The following is a 22843-nucleotide window of genomic DNA, read 5'->3' as shown; positions in this document are numbered from 1 at the left end:
CAGAGAGGGGGGCCTCGCGCCGGACCTCAGGCGAGGAATTCCGTGGCCCGAAGTCTCAAGAAACGCAATCCCCTGAATCGCTTGCCGCATCCTATTCAACGAAAACCTTCACGCTTGCCGCTCGCCCCACAGCGTCGATCACCGTCAGCGTCGAATAGCCGGTGCCGTCGGGTTGCCAGGTTGCGGTGCGGCGGCGGTCGATGCCGGCGAGCGGCTTGCCGTTGGCGAGCCAGCGGAACGGCGCCCGGCCGCCCTGCAGCTTCAGCACCAGCGGCGTGGCATCGGCCGAATTGGTGCCGAGGTCGACGCGGGCGCCGTTGGGCGGGAAGATGATGGTCGGCGCCGGCTCGGTGGCGGTGGCCTGCACCAGCCCGTCGGCGCCGGCGCCGAAGCGGGCGAGCGTCACCGGCAATTCCTCGCGTTTGGGATTGAAGACGCCCGGCGGCCGGCTGGGCAACGGCACGCCGGCAAGGCCGGAACGGACGAAGCCTTCGAACAGGATGGGTGCTGCCGAGACATAGCCCGACAGGCCGGGGACAGGGCTTGCATCGGCGCGGCCGACCCACACACCCAGCACGTAGCGGCCGTCGAAGCCGACGGACCAGGCATCGCGATAGCCGTAAGAGGTGCCGGTCTTATAGGCGATGCCGCGCTGCATGGCGCCTTCCGGTGGCTTCACGCCAGACAGGATGTCGTTGATCTGCCAGGCCGCCTGGTCGTCGAGAATGGTGGCGGTGGCGCGCTCGGCGGCGGCCGGCTCGGTGCCGTCATGCAGCGTATGCATCTTGCCGCCATTGGCGAGCCCCGTATAGAGCTGCACCAGGTCGCGCAAGGTCACGCCGACGCCGCCAAGTCCGATCGCCAAGCCCGGCGCTTCGTTGACCGGCAGGATCGGGTTAACGCCCGCCTGGCGGAAGCGCGCCGTCAGCCGCGCCGGACCGACGGCGTCGAGCACGCGGATCGCCGGCACGTTAAGCGACAATTGCAGCGCCTGGCGAATCGAGACGTCGCCCTGATAACCCATGTCGAAATTCTTCGGACGGTAGCCGCCGAAATCCGCCGGACTGTCCTCGATGATCATCTCCTGCGCCACCAGCCCCTGCTCGAAGGCCAGCCCGTAGATGAACGGCTTCAGCGTCGAGCCGGGTGAGCGCACCACCTTGGTCATGTCGATCCAGCCGGAGCGGCTGGCATCGAAGAAATCGGCCGAGCCGACCTCGCCCAGAATGTCGCCGGTGCGCGCATCGGCCATGACCATGGCGACGGAAAGTTTCGGGCCGAGCTTCCTGGCGGCATCCCTTGCCACCTGTTCCAGCCCCTGCTGCACGCTTTTGCGGATGGTGAGCTGGAGCGGCTTGCCTGGCACGGCCCTCGGCAGCATGGCGTAGGAAGCATGCGCGGCCAGCGCCGGCAGTTTTCTACGCAGGCCGGAGACGTCGTCCAGCGCGGCGCGCGCGGCTTCGCGTTCGCCGAGCAGGCCGGCCGAGACCATGCGGGTGAGCACGCGGTCGCGTGCGGCGTGGGCGATGTCGAGGTTGCGGTCGGGACGGCGCTTCTCCGGCAATTGCGGCAGCGCGACGAGCAGGGCGGCTTCCGAGACCGTGAGCCGCTTCGGCTCCTTGCCGAAATAAGCGAGCGATGCGGCGCGGACGCCTTCGAGATTGCCGCCATAGGGCGCCAGCGTCAGGTAGCGTTCAAGGATTTCCTGCTTGGTGAGCCGCCGTTCGATCTGGATGGCGCGCAGCATCTGCCTGAGCTTGGAGGCAAGGCTGCGGCTGTCGCGCGGCTCGATCAGCCGGGCGAGCTGCATCGACAAGGTCGAGCCGCCGGACACGATATGGCCGCTGGTGACGAGCTGGCCGGCAGCGCGGCAAAGCGCCAGGAGATCGACGCCGCGGTGATCCCAGAAGCGCTTGTCTTCATAGGTGACCAGCATGTCGACGAATTGCCTGTCGACCTGGTCGAGGCGGGTTTCGAGCCGCCAGTAGCCGTCGGGCGTGGCGAAGGCGCGCAGCAGCTGACCGTCGCGGTCCTGCACCTCCGTCGAGACCGTCAGCTTTGCCGGCAGCGGCGGCGGGAAAGCGCGGTCGAGCTCCCAGAGCGCGGCGACCGAAAGCGCCGCGAAGCCGGCGAGGCAAAGGCCTGCGATGGCGGTGCGTCTGAGAAATTTTCTGGAGAGCATGGCGCTGACCTTCATCCGCCTGCCCCCTCCTTCGCAGCTGCTACACTGCAGCTTCGGAGGGTGAACCGGCCCCTTCTCCCGGTATGGAGACGGGGAGAAGGGAGATATCGGCGACCTTGTCATCGCTACTCGGCCTTCACCTCCATCACGCCGGTGGCGGTGCGGGCCGAGTATTGCGGCCGGTACATGTCCTCCACCGTCGCCGCCGGATGGGCGTAGGTGCCCGGCGTCACGGCGCGCACGACATAGGCCAGCGCGATGTTGCGGCCGTGGTCGCCTTCATCGGGGTTGAAAGCGGCGACGAAGCGGTCGTTGCGGAACTCCAGATGCGCGGCGTCGGTTTGCGCCAGCCAGGAGAAGTTCGACAATTGCGCGCTGGAAACCAGGCTCGGATTGTCGATCTCGAAGCCGGCCGGCAACAGGTCGGTGATCAGGAGCCGCGACGGCCATTTGTTCTGCTCATAGACCTTGAGCACGACCACATAGCGCTCGTTCTGCTTGGCCTCGGTGACGTTGGCCTCGGTGCCGTCGAGCTTGTAGTAGGTGCGCGCGATGGTGAAGCCGTCGCCGCCGGCCGGCAGCGGCTCGACCGGCGCCGCGACCGCGGTCACCACCGCCTGCAGCGGCGTCGCGCCGGTGTTGGCGATGGTGAGGGGGCTGTCGACAAGTTCGCTGCCGGCGACCTGGTCGGAATAGCCGCCCGAATGCGGCGCGCCGTTGACGGAAAGCGTGATGGAATCATTGCCTTCCTTCAGCGCCCGCGCGGCCAGCAGCATCCAGGATTCGTCCTGCGTGCTCGTCCAGCGGGCGCCGGCGCGCGCCACTCCCACCAGCTTAATCAGCTGCGGCATGATGCTCGGCACCGGCTTCGATTCCGCCGCCAACGCCAGCATCGCCGCGCCGTCACGCAGCCGCGAGCCGTAGTCCGAGCGGTAGTAGTCGTAGTCGGTTTCCGACCGCGCCAGCCTGAGCGCAGTCTGGAAGGTGGCTTCCGAACGCTGCGCGTCGCCGTAGAGCGCCAGGCTTGCCGCCAACTGGGCGACGGCCATCGGGCTGGAGAAGGCTTCGAGCTGCGTGTCGGCATAATAGCGCAGGTCGCCGACCGAGGCCTTCTTGTTGCGGGCAAGCACGTAGAGCGCATAGGCGATCTCGCTGCCCTTGTCCTGGACGTCCTGGTCGTAGCCGAGCGAGTTCTGCAGGTTGTTGAGCGCCTGGTTCATGGCCAGCGCCGGCACGTCGTACTTCTGCTCGCGCGCCCGGGTCAGGAACTCCGTGACATAAGCGTCGAGCCACAGATCGCCGGAGCCGGGGCCCCAGAGGCCGAAGCTGCCGCTTGCCGCCTGGTAGGACAGCACCTTGTAGATGGCATCCTGAATGCGGCCGTGGAGGTCCGGATCGCTCTCCATGCCGATGCTCTTGGCCATGTCGTTGACATAGAGCAGCGGCATCGCGCGGCTGGTGGTCTGCTCGGCGCAGCCATAGGGGTAGCGGTCGAGCGACATCAGAAGCGACGGCACGTCGAGCGCTGACGACTGCGAGACGCCGACGCTGACCGAAGCGCCGCCGAGCACGCTTGCGGCAAGCAGTTCCTTGTCGACGCGCAACGAGCCGCCATTGGGCTTGAGGTCGACAACCATGCGGTTGGTGACCGGAAGCTGCGCCGGGCGCACCGGCAGGTAGAGCGTCTGCTCGACTTCCGTGCCATCGGCATGCGCGAGCTTGACCGTGACCGAGGCGTCGCCCGCGGTCTTGGCGACTAGCGGGAAGGTGAGCGACTGTCGCTTGCCCTGGGCGAGCGTCAGCTTCTCGGGCAATGGCTTGTCGCCGGTCGTGAGGTCCCCGGTCGTGGTGACCGAGAGCGCATAGTCGCCGGCCGGGCCGTCGGTGTCGGCAATGTCGAGGCGCATGGTCGCCGCATCGCCCGGCGCCAGGAAGCGGGGCAGGCCGGCGGTGATCACCACCGGATCGCGCACGATGACGTCGCTCTGGGCATGGCCGACCGCATCCTTGGTCCAGGCGACGGCCATGACGCGCACGGTGCCGTTGAACTGCGGGATATCGAAATCGATCCGTGCCTTGCCATTGGCATCGAGCTCGACCGGGCCGGAGAAGAAGGCGACCAACTTTTCCGTCGGCGGGCTGCCCTGCGCCTGCATGTTCGCCCCGTCGCCGCCGGTGCGTATCTTACCCATGGTACCGAGCGAGCCGTCGATCAGGCGTCCGTAGAGGTCGCGGATCTCCAGCCCCAGCATGCGCTGGCCGAAGAACCAGTCCTCGGGATCGGGCGCCTTGTAGTTGGTGAGGTTGAGGATGCCGACATCGACGGCAGCCACCATCACATAGGCATTGCTGCCGGCCTGAGCGCCGCCGACGGCGACCGGGATCGACAGCTGCTGGCGCGGCACGGTTTTTTCCGGCGGCGTCAGGCTGACCGCCAGCTTCTTCGAGCCCGGATCGACCGACAGCCATTGGATGCCGATGGCGCGGGCCGGCATGCGCGATTCCTGCGCGTCGCCGGGCCGGAACAAGGTCGCCGTGATATAGGCGCCGGCGCCCCAGTCGTCGCCGACGGGGATGTCGACCGTGCTGCCGCCGGCCGGCACCGATGCGGTGACGGTCTTCAGCAGCTTTTCGGCACCGATGGTGACCAGAAGCTCGCCGGCAAAATGCGGCGAGACCTTCAGCTTGGCGACTTCGCCGGCGGCGTAAGCATCCTTGTCCAGCGCGATCTCCAGGCCGTCCGGCGTCTCGGTGGTGGTCGAGGCGACGTACCAGCCGGCGTCGAACTCATAGCTGGTGGCCGGACCGTCGGGATCGGCCGTCTCGAGCTCAAGCCGGTAGCGACCCCAGTCGACGGGCAGCGACACCGTCGCCTCGCCATCGGCCTTCAGGTCCACCGCGCCGTTAGCGACGGCCTTGGTGAGGCTGACCGCCTCGTAGTTCCAGGAATTGTTGGAACGATACCATTGATAGTTGCGCTCGACCTTGACCAGCGACCACTGCGCGCCCTTCAGGTCCTCGCGCTTGCCGTTCGGGTCGACGGCGATGATGCTGAACTTGGCGGTGCCGCCCTGCGGCACCTCATCGCCCTCGAAATCCGGGCGAATGCCGATGACGTCGCGTTGCGGGCGAACGCCGATGTCGAGCGAGCGCTCGACGGCGCGGCCGCCGGCCTCGCGCATGCGCACGGTGACCTTGGCGTTGACCAGCTTGGTGGTCGACGGCAACTGGTCGATCGTGACCGGGAAAGTCGCCTTGCCGTCGTCGCCGACCACGGGAAGGTTGGCGAGAGGCGTCACAGTCGGCTCGCCCGACTGCTCGTCGGCCAGGCCGAAGGTGAAATCCTTGAAGCTGTCCCAGGTGCTAGTGGTCGACAGCGTCAGCTCGCCTTCAAGCGCAAGGCCCGCGGCCGGCGCGCCATAGAGAAAGCGGCCGTCGACGGTAGCGTTGGCGGTCTCGCCCTGGGCGATCTCCTTCTTGTCGGCGGTCAGGTCGAATTCGATGCGATCCGGCACGAAATCCTCGACCAGGAACATCTGGCTGGCGACCGGCGACTGCTTGGGATCGGTGTAGATCGACACCGTCCAGGTGCCGCGCATGGCGTTGGCCTCGAGCGGCAGGTCGACGGCGTGGCCGCCGGCGGACTCGCCATTGCTGATTATGCGGCGGTTCTCGACGCCGTCTGGACGTGTGAAGATGAAGGTCAGCGGCAGGTTCTCAACCGCTTTTGCCGCGCCGTCGCGGGCAAGGGCCGCGACATGCACGTCCTCGCCGGCGCGGTAGATGCCGCGCTCCGTCCAGGCATAGACATCGAGGGCGCCCGGCGAGGCGCGCCCCTCGACGCCGCGATCCGACAGGTCGAAGCCGGCCTTGCCCATGTCGAGAAAGACGAAGTCGTTGTCGCCCTGCTTGGCCATCAGCACGGCCGGCACCATGCCGTTCTCACCGCGGGTGAGGCCCGGATTGAAGACGGCGTGGCCCTCGTTGTCGGTGGTCGCCGTGCCGAGAATCTCGTTGTTCCTGGCAAGCAGCGTCAGTTCGGCGCCGGAGATCGGCTTGGCCGAGCCCAGCGAACGGGCAAAGACGTTGAGGCCGTCCTGGCCGGTATAGGTGGAAAGGCCGATATCGGAGACAACGAACCACTGCGTGGCGCGTGAACCATAGTCGTCGCTCTTGTCGTCGACCGGTTGCGCGGTCAGCACATAGACGCCGGGCTTGCGCTGCGGGATCGCCTCATCCACCGGGAACGAAGTGGTAACCTCCTTATTGAGATCATTGGCGATTTCGAGCGCGCCGGACCAGACGGGGGCGCCCATCTGGTCCGAAATGGTGGAGATGTCATAGCCGTCGAGCTGATGCAGGAACTGATAGCCGGACAGAAGCTGCGCCAGCGAACGATCGCCGATGCGATAGAGCGTCATCTTGGCGGCGTTCATGTTGACGGTGACGACCGGGATGCCGCGGCGCGCGCCGGCCGGCAGCACGAAGCTGTCGCCGGTGAAGCGGGCGGAGGGAGCGCGGTCCTGGACGTAGATCGACAGCACGACTGGCGCGGCGATCGTTTCGCCGATCGCCGACGGCAGGCCGGCGCGGAAGGTCACGTCATAATGCTGGCCGTGTTCCAGGCCCTCGACGCAGACCTGCTTGTCCTTGGCCTCGACGGCCTTGGGCGCGGCGTTGTCGACCGTCACGAATTGCGAATAATCGACCCCGGTCTTGACCAGTTCCTCGGAAAACTGGGCGCAGATGCGCGGCGAGGAGGAATCGGCGTCGACGGTGTGCTCGACGACGCGAAAACCCTTGCGCGCCTTGAGGTCGGCATAGTCGGCCTGGACGGCCGGCGAGCTCACCAGCGCAAGGCTCGCCTCATAGGCCTGCAGCGAGGGCCTGTAGAGGTCGCGCTTGTCGAGGCCGGCGCCAAGCAGCGCCAGCGCCTCTGCGCGGGTCTTTGCCGTGCGCATCAGCTTGTAGGCGTTGAAGGCCGCCGAGGTGACGTTCATCGGCAAAGTCGAAGGTTCGGTGGTGTTCGACGCCGGCTGCACGGCAAGCGTCTCGCGCGCCAGCGCCAGCCACAGCGCGCCGTCATCGGGCAGGACCGAGACCGCGGCCTGGTATTTCTGCATGGCAAGGCGATGATCGCCGGTAAGCGATGCCTGCTCGGCGGCGGCCTGCAGGGCGGTAAGCCCTTCGGTCGGCTTGTCATAGGCCGGATCGGTCAGCTTGTTGCGGAACTGCTGGGCCTGGTCGGCCATCCAGTTGGGGAAAAAGGCTAGTGCCGGCGGAGCGCCGATATCGGGTTCGCCGTCGACATTCGCGACCTTGCCGGCGACGGCGCCACTGAAGGATTTCAACTGGTTATAGTCGGATTTGAGAAAACACCATTTGGCCTTGGTGTTGTAGGTGAAGGCGCGGCAGGCGGGATCGCCGAGACATGCGGTCTTGCACTGGTCAAGGCTGACATTCTGCTCCGATCTGAGGTCGAAACCGAAATAGTCGGAATTGTCGGTCGTCACGATTCGCCGGGCCTCGGCCGCAAAGGCCGCTCCGCCCAGGGCGAAAAAGATGAGAAGAAGCAAAGAGAGACCACGAGCCGCGCGCATTGCCATACCACCCTCCAGACATCGCCAGCGTCCGGGCATGATCAAGCCTCGTGCAGGCTTGTCAACGCCGGATCGCCGCAGGTTTATCACCCGCGAACGGTTTCCATGCCGGCCAAAGGCCGGTATTTCGACAGAACCTCTGTGAGACGGATCACACATTCTTGCGAAAATGCAAAAGGTGTGAATTCCAAGCCCGGTCTATTTCAGACAATTGGATTGTGGCCCCTTTACGAACGTTTCGGAACTTCATTCCAATTTTAGTTTTGTCGACTAGGTTGTCTTAATGCCGGCGCATGAAACGCAGATGTCAAAGGGGTTCGCGCCAGGGCGCGGGCTTCCGCGCGCCCTGCTTTTCGCGCTCGTCTGCTCGACCGTGCTGGCCGCAGAGGTGCGGCAGGCGGCGGCTTTCGAGATTTTCGGCATCAAGCTTTGGGGTTCGTCCAAGGATGAGGATGCCGACATCGTCGATCCGCTGCGCTACTCGGTGACGATCAATGCGCCTGATGCCGACAAGGATCTGATCAAGAGGCTCGAAAACGCCTCGGCGCTGAAAAATGACGAGGACCATCCGGTGTCGGGGTCGCTCGGCCTGATGGCCAAGGCGCGCGGCGACCGCGAACAACTCGTCGCCGCCCTCTACGCCGATGCCCGCTACGAAGGCGTTGTCACCATCACGATCGAGGGCAAGTCGATCGACGAATTGCCGCCGGATGCCGAATTCAAGGGACCGCAGCCCGTTCCGGTGGTCATTACGGTTTCCCCCGGGGCGAAATTCACGCTTGGCAACATCCGGCTGAAGGGCGATGCGGCGGGGTTGGCGGCAGCCGATTTCGGCCTGATCGCCGGCGGCGATGCCGGTTCCGGCGCGGTGCTCAAGGCCGAAGTGCTGATCGTGCGGGCGCTGAAGGAAGAGGGCAGGCCGCTTGCCAAGGTGACGGACCGCGAGATCGTCGCCGAGCATGCCAGCTCGACACTGGACGTGACGCTGACGGTGGCCGCTGGCCCGGTCGCGGGCTATGGCGACACCACGGTCGAGGGCACGGAAAAGGTCGATCGCGACTTCACCGAATACATGACCGGGCTGAAGCGGGGCCAGCAATATTCGCCGCAGGAGATCGATGACGCGCGCGACCGGCTGCTCGGGCTCGAAGTCTTCAACAGCGTGACCATCAAGGAAGGCGACAGGCTCGACGCCAACGGCAACATTCCGATCGGCGTCCAGGTCAGCGAGCGCAAGCCGCGCTATTTCGGCGTCGGCGGCAGCTTCTCGAATACCGAAGGCCTGGGGCTCGAAGGCTATTGGGGCCACCGCAACCTGTTCGGCCAGGCGGAGAAGCTGCGCATCGACGGCTCCATCAGCGGCATCGGCAGCAACAGCCTTTCCGCGCTCAACTACAATGCCGGCGTGATGTTCGAGAAGCCGGGCGTGCTCGGGCCGACGTCGAAATTCTTCACCGGCATCAAGACGGTGTTCGAACACCCCGATGCCTATGACCATTTCTCGGTCAAGGGCGACGTCGGCGTTTCCTACGACCTCGACAAGAAGCAGCGGGTCTCGGCCGAGTTCGACCTCGATTATTCGAAGATCACCGACGCCTTCGGCAAGCATACCTATCTGATCGCCAGCGTGCCGCTGCAATATGTCTATGACAGCCGCGACAACAAGCTGAACCCGACTAGAGGCTTCCGCTTCCTCGCCTATGCCGAGCCGAGCTACGACATAATGAACGGCGCGGCCTTCCTGAAGCTGAAGGGCGAAGGCTATGCCTACCAGTCGATCGACACGGCAAGCAGGTTCGTGCTCGCCGAGCGCGCGACGCTGGGCTCGATCGTCGGCACCGGGCTGCAGAACGTGCCGGCCGACCGGCGCTTCTATTCAGGCGGCGGCGGCTCGGTGCGCGGCTATGCCTACCAGGGCATCGGCCCGAAAGACATTGACGGCCAGCCGATCGGCGGTCTCTCCTTCTTCGAGACCTCGGTCGAGATGCGCATCGGCGTCACCGACACGATCGGCATCGTGCCCTTCGTCGATGCCGGCACGGTCTCGACCAAATCCTTTCCCGATTTCTCGAATGTGAAGGTCGGCGCCGGCGTCGGCCTGCGCTATATCACTCCCTTCGGGCCGTTGCGCATCGACGCTGCCGTGCCGCTCAACCGCGATCCGGGCGATCCGCATTTCGGCATTTATGCCGGCATCGGCCAGGCGTTCTGACGATGAAGATGGTCTGGCGCATTCTCCGTATCTGCCTCTACGCGCTGCTTGTGCTGCTCGTGGTGGCGATCGGCGCGCTTGTGGTTTTGACCGGCACCGAAGGCGGCCGGCAGAATCTCGCCGGCCTGATTTCGAAGATGGCTTCGAACGAGGACCGCAAGGTGACGGTCAGCGGCATCGAAGGGATCTGGTCGGGCGCGCTCAGGGTGGACCACGTCGTGCTGGAAGATCGCGCCGGCCCCTGGATGGTGGCCCGCAAGGTGGCGCTCGACTGGTCGCCGACGGCGCTGTTCTCCTGGAATTTCAATGCCGACCGCTTTGCCGCCGAACGCATCGAGCTGGCGCGGCTGCCGCAGCCAGGCCAGCAGCCGTCGCAAGGTGGCTCGTCCAGCCTGCCGGTGTCGATCGATGTGAAGCAGATCGACCTGCCGGAGATCGCGCTCGGACAGGAGCTTGCCGGCAGCGGCATCGCCGAACTGGCCGCCAAGGGTTCGCTCAAGGCCGATCCTTCGCCGCTGGCGATCGAAAGCGTGCTCAACGTCAACCGTCATGACGGCAAGCAAGGCAATGTCGACGCCAAGATCCATTTTGCGCCGGCCGACAACAAGCTCGACCTCGACCTCAAGGCGTCGGAGCCGGCTGGCGGCATCATCGCCAATTTGCTCAAGCTGCCGGATGCGCCGCCCGTCAATATCGTCGTTTCCGGCGGCGGGCCTTTGGCCAACTGGAGCGGCGTCGGCACCTTCATGGTCGACGGTCGGATCGTCAGCCAGTTGACCGGTCGGCACCAACTCACCGACAAGGGCCACCGCATCGAGGCCAAGGGCGACGGCCAGTTCGAAGAGTTCCTGCCGGAGAAGATAAAGGCTTTGTTTGCCGGCAAGACGAGCTTCGACCTCGCCGGAACGGCGACCGCGTCGGGTGGGATCGATATCGAGCAGGCCATCATAGAGAGCGATGCGGTGCACGGCACTGCAACCGGCAATGTCGATCCGAAGGGCGCCAGCGACCTGGCGGTCGAGCTCTCCGCCAAGGACAAGCCGGTCACTATCGATGTCGGCAACAGCGCGGTTCCCATCCTGGTCGCGGTCGAAAAGGCCACGGTGCGCGCCTTCGGCGACGGCAAGGCGCCGATGGTCGATATCGACACGTCGCTTACTTCGGTCGCCGTCGGCGGCACGCAGCTCAACAATATCACGGGCGAGATCCATTCCGACGGCTTCGACATCGAGACCGTTAGCGGCCCGGTCGCCATCAAGCTCGCGGCCGCCGGCCTGAAGACCGATGTGGCGACGCTGGCGCCGCTGGTGACCGGCAAGCTCGCCGCGGATCTTTCCGGCACGATCAGCCGCGAGACCGTGACCATCGACAAAGGCACCTTGCGCAGCGATGCGCTCAATGCCGGGCTGACGGCAAATGTGGCGCTGGCCGATTTGTCGATGACGCTGAAGATGAATGCCGACGCCGTCTCCAAGGCCTTGCCGCCGCAGATCAGCTCGCTGCTTGGCGAGCGGGTGAAATTCTCGGCCACCGCCACGCGCGATCCGCAAGGCGCGTTCGCCGCCAATTCGCTGGAGATCAGCTCCGGCTCGCTCAGCGCCAGCGGCACCGGCAGCATGCAAGGATCGGATATCCAGGCCAGCGTCAGAGGCACGTTGGGCGATGTCTCGCCACTGTCGTCGCTCGCCGGCACGCCGCTTGCCGGCGGAGTCAATTTCGCGCTGACCACGAGCGGCCCGCGCTGGGCGCCGGATTTCTCCGTTTCAGCAGACAGCGCCAGCCTGACGGCCGCCGGCCGCACGGTGAAGGACATCAAGCTCTCGGCCAAGGGCAAGGCCGACATCGCCAACCCGTCCGCCGAAACCGCGCTGACCGGCAGCGCCGAGGGGCAGGCGCTAGACATCGCAGCCTCGCTGGTGACGGCCGACGGCAAGCGCTCGATCAGGGGTCTCAGCCTGGCGCTTGGCGACAACAAGGTCTCGGGCGATCTCGCGCTCGACGACAGGTTCCTGCCGCTCGGCACGCTGAAGCTTGCCGTGCCCGACATCGGACCGCTCGCGGCGCTCGCAAATCAGAGCGCGGCCGGCGATATCAACGGCACGATCGCCTTCGCCAAGGACGGCGAGGCGCCGACCGTCACCATCAAAGCGGCCAGCACGTCGATCGCGCGCGGCGATCTGGCGGCGAAAGCCATCACTGTCAACGCGCTGATCGCCAACTACCTGAAAGGACCGGCGATCTCTGGCACGATCAAGGCCGACAGCGTGACCTCCGGCGGCACGGTCATCAGCGGCATCGGCATCGATTTGAAGCGCGATGGCGATTGGACGAACTTTACCGGCGGCGCCACGGCGTCCGGCATTCCGGCCACCGCCACCGGCCGGGTGAAGATCGCCAACGGCACGACCAGCGTGGAAATCGCTTCCGGCGAGGCGACGGTGCGCGGCATCAAGGCGGCCATCGCCGAGCCTTCCAGCCTCTCCATCGCCAATGGCGTGACCGCCATCGAGAAGCTCGCGCTCAATCTCGGCGGCGGCTCGGCGACGGTTTCCGGCAGCGCCGGTCAGGCCCTGGACCTGACGGCCAATCTCGCCAACCTCCCGTTGGCGCTCGCCAATGATTTCGTGCCCGGCCTCGACGGGGCCGGAACGCTGGAGGGCACGGCACACGTCACGGGTCCATCGTCCAACCCCGACATTCAGTTCGACGCGAAGGTGGCGGGCGCCGAGACCCGCCAGACCCGCCAGGCCGGACTCGGGCCGCTGGATCTGGACGCCGCCGGCACCTACACGCTGGCGGGCGGCATCGCCCTGGACCACGCCACGCTTTCGGGCGAAGGGATTTCAGGCAAGGCCGCCGGCACCCTCAACCCGAACGGCGCCAGCGATTTCTCCCTCGACCTTACCTCGTCCGGAGCCAGCCTGCCGTTGACGGTCGGCAGCGCCCAAAGCCCGGTCAAGATCGCGGTCCAGTCCTTGTCGGCAAGGATGGCGGGCGAAAGCACGCAGGCGCGGCTCGATGTGTCCGCAATCCTGCCTTCCATTGCCGCCAGCCAGGCGACGGTCGACGGCCTCACCCTGGCGCTGCATTCGGATGCCTTCGACCTCAAGGGGCGGGCAGGTCAGGTTTCCGGCACGGTGTCGGTGGACAGGATCGGCCTCGACAATCCGATGATCGCGCCGCTGATCGCCGGCAAGGTCACGGCGAAGGTCAATGGCCGCCTGACGACCGATGCCGTCGCCGTCGACAGCGGCTCCTTGAGAAGCGATGCGCTCAACAGCCAGGTCGCCGGTCGGATATCGCTGGGCGACGGTTCGGTCAACCTCAATATGAACGCCAATGTCGCCTCGTCAGCCTTGCCGGCGGCGGTGCGCGGCATGCTTGGCGAGAGCGCTGCGTTGAGCGCCGTGCTGAAACGCGATGCCAATGGCAATGTCAATGTCGACGGACTGAAGCTGAATTCCGGCGCGCTCAGCGCCGATGGGCAGGCGAGCCTTGCCGACGGCAGGTTGGCCGCCGGGATCAGAGGCGCATTGAGCGATGTTTCGGGGCTGTCGAAAGACGCCAAGGGCGCCATCGCCTTTGCCTTGAACGCGCAAGGCCCGGTCACCACGCCGGACTTGTCGATGACGGTGAGCAGCGACCGGCTTTCGGTGGCGGCGCGCGAGATCACCGGGCTGAAGCTGACGGCCAGCGGCAAGGCCGATGCCGCCAATCCGGCGGCCAATGTTGAGCTCACCGGCAACGTCGCCGGGCAGAACCTGCAAGGCAGCGCGGTGCTCGCCACGACCAATGGCAGCCGCGCGATCAACGGGCTTTTGCTGTCGCTCGGTCCGAACAAGATTTCCGGCGATCTCACTCTCGACGATGCCTTCGTGCCGGTCGGCACCGTTTCGCTCGACTTGCCCGATATCGGGCCGCTGGCCGCGCTGGCGCTGGAAAAAGCCGAGGGCAATGTGCGCGGCACGATCGCTTTTACCAAGGCAGCTAACGGGCCCAATGTCGTCGTCAAGGCGAACACCTCCGAGATCAAGCGCGGCGATCTCTCCGCCAGGAATGTCGCCATCGACGCGCAGATCGCGAATTACATGGCAGCGCCCGTCATTGCCGGTACGGTGCGCGCCGAGAGCGTGACTTCCGGCGGCACGGCCGTCACCGGCATCGATGTCGATCTCAAGCGTGACGGCGACTGGACCGGCTTCTCCGGCGGCGCCACCGTCAAGAACATCCCGGCGAAGGCAGCCGGCCGGGTGAGGATCGCCAATGGCACGACGACCGTCGAGCTCGCGTCGGGCCAGGCGACGATGCAGGGCATCAAGGCCGCGATCGCACAGCCCTCGACCGTGACCATCGCCAACGGGGTGACGACGCTCGACCGGCTGGTGCTCAACCTTGGCGGCGGCACGGCGACGGTGACAGGCAAGGTCGGGCAGGCGCTCGACATCAACGCCAATCTGGCCAGGGTGCCGATCTCGCTTGCCAACAGTTTCTCGCCAGGCCTCGATGCAGCCGGCACGGTCTCGGGCACGGTCAAGGTCACCGGCGCGTCGGCGACCCCCTCGGCCGCCTTCAACATCGATGCTTCCGGCGTGCAGACCTCGCAGACGCGCGGCGCCGGCCTCGGCGGCATGAATGTGTCGTCGTCGGGAACCTTCGCCGGCAACAAGCTCGCCTTCGACGCCAACATCAGCGACGGCGCCGGCCTCGGTCTCAAGGGCGGCGGCACGGTGGCGACGGCAGGCACGCCCACCTTGGCGCTCGATTTCAACGGTAAGGTGCCGTTTTCCTTCCTTGCCGCCAAGCTCGCCGCGCAAGGTCTGGCGCTCAACGGCACTGCCAATGTCGATGTGCAGGTGCGCGGTCCCGCATCCGCGCCGGTGATCAGCGGCAAAGTCACGACATCCGGCGCGCGCCTCATCGATGCGCGTTCCGGCCTGGCGGTCAACGATATCGCCGCCGACGTCTCGATTGGCGGCGGCGTCGCCAGGATCAATCGTTTGACCGGAAAGCTGTCGACGCGCGGCAGCCTGTCGGCCAGCGGCACGGTGGGCATCACGCCGGCGCAAGGCTTCCCGGCCGACCTGTCGATCAAGCTCAGCGATGGCCGCTACACCGACGGCCGGGTGGTGACCGCCAATCTCGGCGGCGACCTGACTGTCAAGGGGCCGCTGGTCTCGGCGCCGGTGATCGCCGGCACCGTCAACCTGGCGAGGACGGTCATCACCGTCCCGGACAAGCTGCCGGGATCGCTTTCGGAACTCAACGTCAAACACAAGAACGCGCCTCGCGCCGTGCGGGCGCAGGACAAGGCCCTGCGCCCGCCGACGTCCAGCGGCAGCAGCAAGGGCGGCAGCGGCCTGACGCTTGACGTGACGGTCAACGCGCCGAACCAGATATTCATCCAGGGCAGGGGCGTCGACGCCGAGCTCGGCGGCTCGCTCAAACTAACCGGGCCGGCGTCGTCTCCGCAGGCCGTGGGCACTTTCACCTTGCAGCGCGGACGGCTAACGATCCTTGCAAAACGGCTGACATTCACGGAGGGAACGGTCGGGTTCCAGGGATCGCTGGTGCCTTACCTCAATCTCACCGCGACCACGACGACAAGCAGTGCCACCGTGACAATCGTGGTTTCCGGCGAGGCGACCGATCCGAAATTCAACTTCTCCTCGGTGCCGGCGCTGCCCCAGGACGAGGTCCTGGCGCAGCTCATCTTCGGTCAATCCATGTCCAGACTGTCACCGCTGCAGATCGCTCAGCTCGCCGACGCAGCCGCGCAATTGGCAGGCGCCGGCGGCACAACCTCGCTGCTCGACAACCTGCGCAACGCAATCGGCGTCGACGACCTCGACGTGACGACGGACGAGAAGGGCGGCACCGCGGTCTCGGCCGGAAAATACCTTAACGACCGCACCTATGTGACCATACAGAAGGGCGACAAGCCAGGCTCCGGCAAGGCCACGATCGACCTTAATGTCGGTCGTGGCGTGAAGCTGCGCGGCGAGGCCAATGATGCCGGCGAAGCCAAGGGCGGCGTCTTCTACGAACGCGAATATTGAGGCCGCGCCGGCGCTTCTGTGTCTGCCCAGCAGGCTGTCCGCCGCGCGGGCGGGGCCGTTATCCGTATAAAATGTATTGATTTAATCGCCCGCAACGATTTTTTGGGAAATCCGCCTCGCGATAACAAATTTGCGTCAAGACTGTCGCTAACGCGCGAACCGGGTTGTAGCCAAAGATGCACATTCCCTGACATGTTCCTACTCCACACCATGTTTTGACATCACGGTCTGGATGCGGAATGTTAAAAGGCGGAAAGCCAACAATGGGAGTAAGTCATGGCAATCTATAAGAGCAATGGTGATCGTGTTCCCGATCACATCCTGAAAATGGCTGAAGAGGCCAAATCGGGCGGCGTGGACCGCCGCGAATTCCTGGCTATGGCCAGCGTCTTCGGCGCATCGACGGCAATGGCCTATGGGATGCTGGGCATCGCCGCGCCGAACCCGGCCCGGGCCGAGGACGTGCAGGGCAAGAAGGGCGGCGTGCTCAAGGTCGCGATGTCGGTCAAGGATCCGAAGGATCCGCGCACCGCCGACTGGTCCGAAATCTCCAATGCCGAGCGCCAGGCGCTCGAGCCGCTGGTGAAATACACGAAGGAATATACCTTCGCGCCGTATCTGCTGGCGAGCTGGGACATCAACGACGATGCCACCGAATACACGCTGCATGTGCGGCCGGGCGTCGAATGGAACAACGGCGACAAGTTCACGGCCGACGACGTGATCTACAACTTCACGCGCTGGGCGGATAAGGGCGCGGAAGGCAACTCCATGCCTGGCCGCCTCGGCAGCCTTGTCGACGACACGACCAAGAAGCTGCGCGAAGGCTCCGTCGTCAAGGTCGACGACATGACCGTCAAGCTCAAGCTGACCAAGCCCGACATCGCCATCATCCCGAACCTTTGCGACTATCCGGCGCTGGTCGTGCACAAGACCTTCGACGAGAAGGGCGCCAACTTCAAGAACTGCCCGATCGGCACCGGTCCGTTCGAGCTCGTCTCCTATGACGTCGGCCAGAAGGTGGTCTACAAGCGCCGCACGACCGGCAAGTGGTGGCAGGGCGAGGCCTTCCTCGACGGCGTCGAGTTCATCGATTACGGCACCGATCCGGCCGCGACCGTCTCGGCTTTCGAATCGGGCGAAGTCCAGACCAACCACGAAACGACCGCCGACTACATCAAGATCATCGCCGACGTCGGCGCTCCGGTCTCGGAAGTCGTGACGGCTGCCACCGTGGTGTCGCGCTTCAACGTCACCCACAAGCCTTATGACGACCAGAAGGTTCGCCAGGCGATGTTGCTTGCCGTCGACAATGCCACCGTGCTGCAGCTCGGCTACGGCAATGCCGGCACGCCGGCGGAAAACCACCACGTCGCGCCGATCCATCCGGAATATGTCAAGCTGCCGGAGGTCAAGCGCGATATCGCCAAGGCCAAGCAGATGCTGACGGAAGCGGGCGCGATCGATTTCGAGCACGAGCTGATCAGCAACGACGAGGACTACCACAAGAACACCACGGACGCGATCGCCGCCCAGCTGCGCGAAGCCGGCATCAAGGTGAAGCGCACCGTGCTGCCGAGCTCGACCTTCTGGAACGACTGGACGAAGTATCCGTTCTCGGAAACCAACTGGAACATGCGCCCGCTGGGCATCCAGGTGATCGCCATCGCTTACCGCTCCGGTGAAGCGTGGAACGAGACGGCCTACGCCAATCCGGACTTCGACAAGAAGGTGAACGAGGCGCTCGGCATTGCCGATGCGGAGAAGCGCAAGGTTGTGATGAAGGATATCGAGCAGACCCTGCAAGAGTCCGGCATCATCATCCAGCCCTACTGGCGCAAGCTCTACATCAATATCAAGCCCGAGGTGAAGAACCACTCGATGCACCCCACCTACGAGCACGACTTCGGCAAGGTTTGGCTCGACCAGGCATGATCCATAGCGCGATGGATACGAGGGGCTGCGGCCCCTCGTATTTGCAGCTTCGTCGCCGTTGCATATCCTGCAGCGGTGGCGGGGCGTTCATCCGCTTTTCGAAACAGGGTTGAACCTATCTGACCCCAACCCGGCCGGCAGGGGGGCACATGTTCTCATTCATCGCCAGACGCATCGGCACGATACTGCTCACGATGCTGTGCCTGACGCTGGTCGTCTTCTTCCTCGTCAATCTCGAGCCCAATCTGAAGAAACTGGCGATTAGCCAGACCGAGATGCATACGCCCGCCGACCAGCTCGAAAGCTGGCTGGTCAATCATGGCTACCGGCAGAACTTCTTCGTGCGCTACGGCCAGTGGCTGGGCGTCCTGCCGAAGCATCCGATCACCGATCCGGCGACCGGAAAGACGACGCAGCGCTTCTCCTTCTGCAACGACCCGGTCGAGCCGACATTCTCGGGTGTCCTGCAGGGCGATTTCGGCTGCTCGACCAAGTTCAAGACGACGGTCGCGGCCAAGCTGTTCCCGGCCCTCGGCGCCACCGGATTGCTGATGTTCTGGGTGCTGGCGGTGATGGTGCCGATCTCGCTGCTGATCGGCATTCTCGCCGGCATGCGCGAGGGCTCGCGCACCGACCGCGTGCTGTCGGTGGCCTCGATCGCCTCGACGGCGACGCCCGAATATGTGTCGGGCGTCATCTTCACCGTCATCTTCGCATCCTGGCTCGGCTGGCTGAACGGCTCGGCGGCGTCCGCCAGCCAGGGCATCACCTTCTACAATTTCACGCTGCCGGTGATCACGCTGGCGATCTACGGCATCGGCTATATCGCGCGCATGACACGCGCCTCGATGGTCGAGGTGATGACGCAGCAATATATCCGCACCGCCCGGCTGAAGGGCCTGTCCTTCAGCAGCGTTGTCATCAAGCATGCATTGCGCAACGCGCTGATCGCGCCCTTCACGGTCATCATGCTGCAGTTCCCATGGCTGCTCACCGGCGTCGTCATCGTCGAGGTGATGTTCCGCTACCAGGGTTTCGGCTACACGCTGGTCGAGGCCGCCGGCAACAACGACATCGACCTGCTGCTCGGCTGCTCGCTGGTCTCGGTGTTCATCGTGCTGATCACGCAGCTGATTTCCGACGTCGGCTACGCGTTTCTCAATCCGCGTATCAGGGTTCAGTAGGGGCAGGGGCCGATGCAAACCGAATATATCAGCGCCTTCGACGTGGTTATCGGCGTGCTCTGGCGGTTCTGGCCGGTGTGGGTCGGGCTCATCCTGGTGATGGGCGCCAGCTTTACCTACAAGAAGCGGCTCGGGCTCTACGGCCAGCTCTTCGACAGCGGCGTCGGCATCGCCGGGGTCTTCATCTGCCTGTTCTGGCTGTTCACGGCGATCTTCGCCTCCACCATCTCGCCCTTCGATCCGCTGGCGCAGGTCTCGGTGATGAAGGACACGCTGCCCGGGGCGATCGAGCCGGCGTCGAAGCTCGTCTATTATTTCGGCGGCGACAAGCTTGCCCGCGACGTGTTCTCGCGCATGGTCTATGGCAGCCAGATCGTGCTGATCATCGCGCCGGCCGCCACCGGCTTCGCGCTGATGGTCGGCATCACGCTCGGCCTGCCGGCCGGTTATTATGGCGGCAAGATCGACACGCTCTTGTCGTTCCTTGCCAATCTGGTGCTGGCCTTCCCGGTCATCCTTTTGTTCTACCTGCTGGTGACGCCGGGCATCATGGATACGCCGATCCCCTATGGGATGGCGGGACTGTTCTTCCTGTTCCCGATCATCTTCTTCTGCGTGCTGTTCTGGACCCGCTACAAGAACCGGCCGGACCGGCTCTATATCCTGCTCGGCATCACGTTGGTCCTGGGAGGCTGGATCTATACGGGCCTCGTCTTCGACAAGGATCCGTTGCACATCGTCCACATCGATCCCAACCAGCTCAACATCTTCGTGGCGGTGGTGTTCGCCTCCAGCCCGGGCGTGTTCCGCATCGTGCGCGGGCTGACCATGGACATCAAGACGCGCGACTATGTGGCGGCGGCGCAGACGCGCGGTGAATCGCCCTGGTACATCATGCTGTGGGAGATCCTGCCCAATGCGCGCGGTCCGCTGATCGTCGATGCCTGCCTGCGCATCGGCTACACGACGATCCTGCTCGGGACGCTCGGCTATTTCGGCCTGGGCCTGGCGCCGGAAAGCCCCGACTGGGGCACAGCGATCAAGGACGCCAGCCGCCTCTTGCGGTCCTTCATCCACCCGGCGCTGCCGCCGACGATCGCGCTGATGTCGTTCGTGCTGGGGCTGAACCTGTTGGCGGATTCGCTGCGTGAACAGTCGATGAAAGATTGATGGCGGGGTTTTCGGCCCCATCTTCCAAGGACCAAGGATTGGAGCGACCCATGAACGAGGCAGTTCGAGATCCAGCCAAGGCGACCAGTCAGCCGATCATCGAGATCGAGAACCTTTCGATCTCCTTCTTCACCCGCAAGGGCGAGATCCCGGCCGTGATGGATTTTTCCTGCACGGTCATGCCGGGCGAGGCGATGGGCATCGTCGGCGAGTCCGGCTGCGGCAAGTCGACCGTGTCGCTCGGCATCATGCGCGACCTCTCCAATATCGGGAAGATCGTCGGCGGAAGGATCAAGTTCCAGGGCAAGGACATGGGCGAGCTCTCCGAGGAGGAGCTTCGCTCCATCCGCGGCAACAAGATCGCCATGATCTACCAGGAGCCGATGGCGAGCCTCAATCCGGCGATGAAGATCGGCCAGCAGCTGATGGAAGTGCCGCTGATCCATGACAAGGTGTCGAAGGAAGAGGCGCATAATCGCGCGCTGGAGATGGTGCGGGCGGTGAGGCTGCCCGATCCGGAGCGCATGATGCGCTCCTATCCGCACCAGCTGTCCGGCGGCCAGCAGCAGCGCATCGTCATTGCCATGGCGCTGCTTTCCAAGCCGGCGCTCTTGTTGCTCGACGAGCCGACGACGGCGCTCGACGTCACCGTCGAGGCCGGCATCGTCGAGCTGGTCAAGGGTCTGGGCGAGAAGTTCGGCACCTCGATGATCTTCGTGTCGCACAATCTCGGCCTTATCCTCGAGACCTGCGACAAAATCACGGTGATGTATTCGGGCGAGGCGGTCGAGACCGGCAAGATCGAGGACGTGTTCGACCGGATGCGCCACCCCTACACGCAGGGGCTGTTCCGTTCGATCCCGCTGCCTGGCGCGGACAAGAACTCGCGGCCGCTGATCTCCATTCCTGGACAGTTGCCGCTGCCGCATGAGCGGCCGAAGGGCTGCAATTTCGGGCCGCGCTGCCACCATTTCGTCGAGGGCGTCTGCAACGCCGCGGAAATCCCGATGATCCCGGTCGAGGGCCATGAGGGCCATTTCTCGCGCTGCGTGCGGTTCAACGAGATCGACTGGGAGGCGCTGCCCCCCGGTGCCAAGAAGGTCAACGAAAAGGTCGAGCCCGGCGCGCCGGTGCTCAAGATCGACGACCTCAAGAAATACTACAAGGTCGGCGGCAGCGAGGTGTTCGGCTCCAGCGAAGGCCGCGTCGTCAAGGCCAACGAAACGATCTCGTTCACCGCGCGCGAATCCGAGACGGTCGCAATCGTCGGTGAATCCGGCTGCGGAAAATCGACGCTCGCCAAGGTGTTGTTGGGCCTCGAGACCGCAAGCTCCGGCACCGTGACGCTGGGCAACAAGGAGATCCAGTCGACCGGCATCGAGCGTCGCAATGTCGAGACGGTGTCTTCGATCCAGATGGTGTTCCAGAATCCGTTCGACACGCTGAACCCCAGCCACACGGTCGGCTCGCAGATCATCCGCACGCTGGAGAAGTTCAAAGTCGGCAGGACAGTCGCCGAGCGGCGCCAGCGGATGCTGGAACTGCTCGACCTGGTGAAGCTGCCGCGCGCCTTCGAAACCCGCAAGCCGCGCCAGCTGTCGGGCGGGCAGAAGCAGCGTATCGGCGTTGCGCGCGCCTTTGCCGGTGACGCCAAGGTGGTGGTGGCCGACGAGCCGGTCTCGGCGCTCGACGTCTCGGTGCAGGCGGCGGTGACCGAGTTGTTGATGGACATCCAGCGCAAGAACAAGACGACGATGCTGTTCATCAGCCACGATCTGTCGGTGGTGCGCTATATCGCCGACCGCGTCGTCGTCATGTATCTCGGCTACATCGTCGAGCAGGGGACGACCGACCAGATCTTCTCGCCGCCTTACCATCCCTATACCGAGGCATTGCTGTCGGCGATCCCGATCGCCGACACCAGCGTGGTCAAGAAGCATATCGTGCTGGAAGGCGACATCCCGTCGGCGATGAACCCGCCGACCGGCTGCCCGTTCCAGACGCGCTGCGGCTATAAGAAGCTGGTGCCCGACAATCTGTGCGAGACCAAGGTGCCGCCGGTGAAGAACCTCGGCGACGGCCATATGAGCCTGTGCTGGCTTTCGGACGACGTGCTGGCGAAGATGGAGCCGGTCATCAAGTTCGACAAGGAACATGCCGCGCATGAGGGCGTGCCGGATGATGCGCCGCACGGCGAGGGGCCAGGCTTTGCCGGTTCGCCGCCGCAGCGCCCCGACGGCAAGAACGCCAGCGCGGAGGCCGATGCGACCGGAGAGGGCGTCGAAAACGACGAGGTGCTCAAAGCCCGTCGCCACGAAGTGCGCGACGAGGATTCGGAAACCGGTGTTTCAAGGCCGAAGGACACGACAAGGCGGCACTAGACCAGAAGGGTGCTAATGGCATCGCACAGGGGATTTTGACCGGTCGGCTTCGGTCGGCTCTGTTTGCGTTGGCAGGTGGCATGCCTTGGAGATTGGCCGAAACGCCCATCGCGATCGTCATTC

General features: G+C 64.9%; 8 protein-coding genes. 6 read left to right on the top strand and 2 right to left on the bottom strand.

What is annotated here, in order from left to right; genetic code table 11:
• Positions 1 to 91: 91 nt before the first annotated feature.
• Both pbpC and FJ980_RS21300 read right to left on the bottom strand, forming a co-directional pair.
• Positions 92 to 2197 (bottom strand): penicillin-binding protein 1C, encoded by a 2106-nt coding sequence (gene pbpC / locus FJ980_RS21305; RefSeq protein ID WP_246676492.1) that lies wholly within the window; start codon positions 2195 to 2197, stop codon positions 92 to 94.
• A 110-nt stretch (positions 2198 to 2307) separates the two neighbouring features.
• Positions 2308 to 7788, bottom strand: coding sequence for an alpha-2-macroglobulin family protein (locus FJ980_RS21300; protein WP_140545752.1), 5481 nt, complete (start codon positions 7786 to 7788; stop codon positions 2308 to 2310).
• Between the two features lie 277 nt (positions 7789 to 8065).
• On the opposite strand from FJ980_RS21300, the gene FJ980_RS21295 reads away from it, so the two are divergent.
• The 6 genes from FJ980_RS21295 (at position 8066) to FJ980_RS21270 (ending at position 22720) form a co-directional block, all read left to right on the top strand.
• Positions 8066 to 9994, top strand: coding sequence for an autotransporter assembly complex family protein (locus FJ980_RS21295; protein ID WP_140545751.1), 1929 nt, complete (start codon positions 8066 to 8068; stop codon positions 9992 to 9994).
• Positions 9995 to 9996: 2 nt separating this feature from the next.
• Positions 9997 to 16050 carry a translocation/assembly module TamB domain-containing protein gene (locus FJ980_RS21290; RefSeq protein ID WP_140545750.1) on the top strand — a complete coding sequence of 2018 codons (6054 nt, stop codon included), beginning with the start codon at positions 9997 to 9999 and terminating at the stop codon, positions 16048 to 16050.
• A gap of 276 nt (positions 16051 to 16326) precedes the next feature.
• Positions 16327 to 17985, top strand: a complete 1659-nt coding sequence (locus FJ980_RS21285) for an ABC transporter substrate-binding protein (protein ID WP_140545749.1) — start codon at positions 16327 to 16329, stop codon at positions 17983 to 17985.
• A 149-nt stretch (positions 17986 to 18134) separates the two neighbouring features.
• Positions 18135 to 19169, top strand: a complete 1035-nt coding sequence (locus tag FJ980_RS21280; protein WP_140545748.1) for an ABC transporter permease — start codon at positions 18135 to 18137, stop codon at positions 19167 to 19169.
• Between the two features lie 12 nt (positions 19170 to 19181).
• Positions 19182 to 20339: an ABC transporter permease gene (locus FJ980_RS21275; RefSeq protein ID WP_140545747.1), complete on the top strand. Its 1158-nt coding sequence runs from the start codon at positions 19182 to 19184 to the stop codon at positions 20337 to 20339.
• A 50-nt stretch (positions 20340 to 20389) separates the two neighbouring features.
• Positions 20390 to 22720, top strand: coding sequence for an ABC transporter ATP-binding protein (locus FJ980_RS21270; protein WP_140545746.1), 2331 nt, complete (start codon positions 20390 to 20392; stop codon positions 22718 to 22720).
• The last annotated feature ends 123 nt before the right edge of the window (positions 22721 to 22843 follow it).

Source organism: Mesorhizobium sp. B1-1-5, assembly GCF_006443065.1.
Lineage (GTDB): Bacteria > Pseudomonadota > Alphaproteobacteria > Rhizobiales > Rhizobiaceae > Mesorhizobium.
This window is presented reverse-complemented; position numbering and strand designations above follow the sequence as displayed.

Excerpts from the sequence above, each read along its gene's own strand:
- FJ980_RS21280 (WP_140545748.1), top strand. The coding sequence starts at position 18,135 with ATGTTCTCATTCATCGCCAGACGCATCGGCACGATACTGCTCACGATG.
- pbpC (WP_246676492.1), bottom strand. The coding sequence starts at position 2,197 with ATGAAGGTCAGCGCCATGCTCTCCAGAAAATTTCTCAGACGCACCGCC.
- FJ980_RS21300 (WP_140545752.1), bottom strand. The coding sequence starts at position 7,788 with ATGGCAATGCGCGCGGCTCGTGGTCTCTCTTTGCTTCTTCTCATCTTT.
- FJ980_RS21275 (WP_140545747.1), top strand. The coding sequence starts at position 19,182 with ATGCAAACCGAATATATCAGCGCCTTCGACGTGGTTATCGGCGTGCTC.
- FJ980_RS21285 (WP_140545749.1), top strand. The coding sequence starts at position 16,327 with ATGGCAATCTATAAGAGCAATGGTGATCGTGTTCCCGATCACATCCTG.
- FJ980_RS21290 (WP_140545750.1), top strand. The coding sequence starts at position 9,997 with ATGAAGATGGTCTGGCGCATTCTCCGTATCTGCCTCTACGCGCTGCTT.
- FJ980_RS21270 (WP_140545746.1), top strand. The coding sequence starts at position 20,390 with ATGAACGAGGCAGTTCGAGATCCAGCCAAGGCGACCAGTCAGCCGATC.
- FJ980_RS21295 (WP_140545751.1), top strand. The coding sequence starts at position 8,066 with ATGCCGGCGCATGAAACGCAGATGTCAAAGGGGTTCGCGCCAGGGCGC.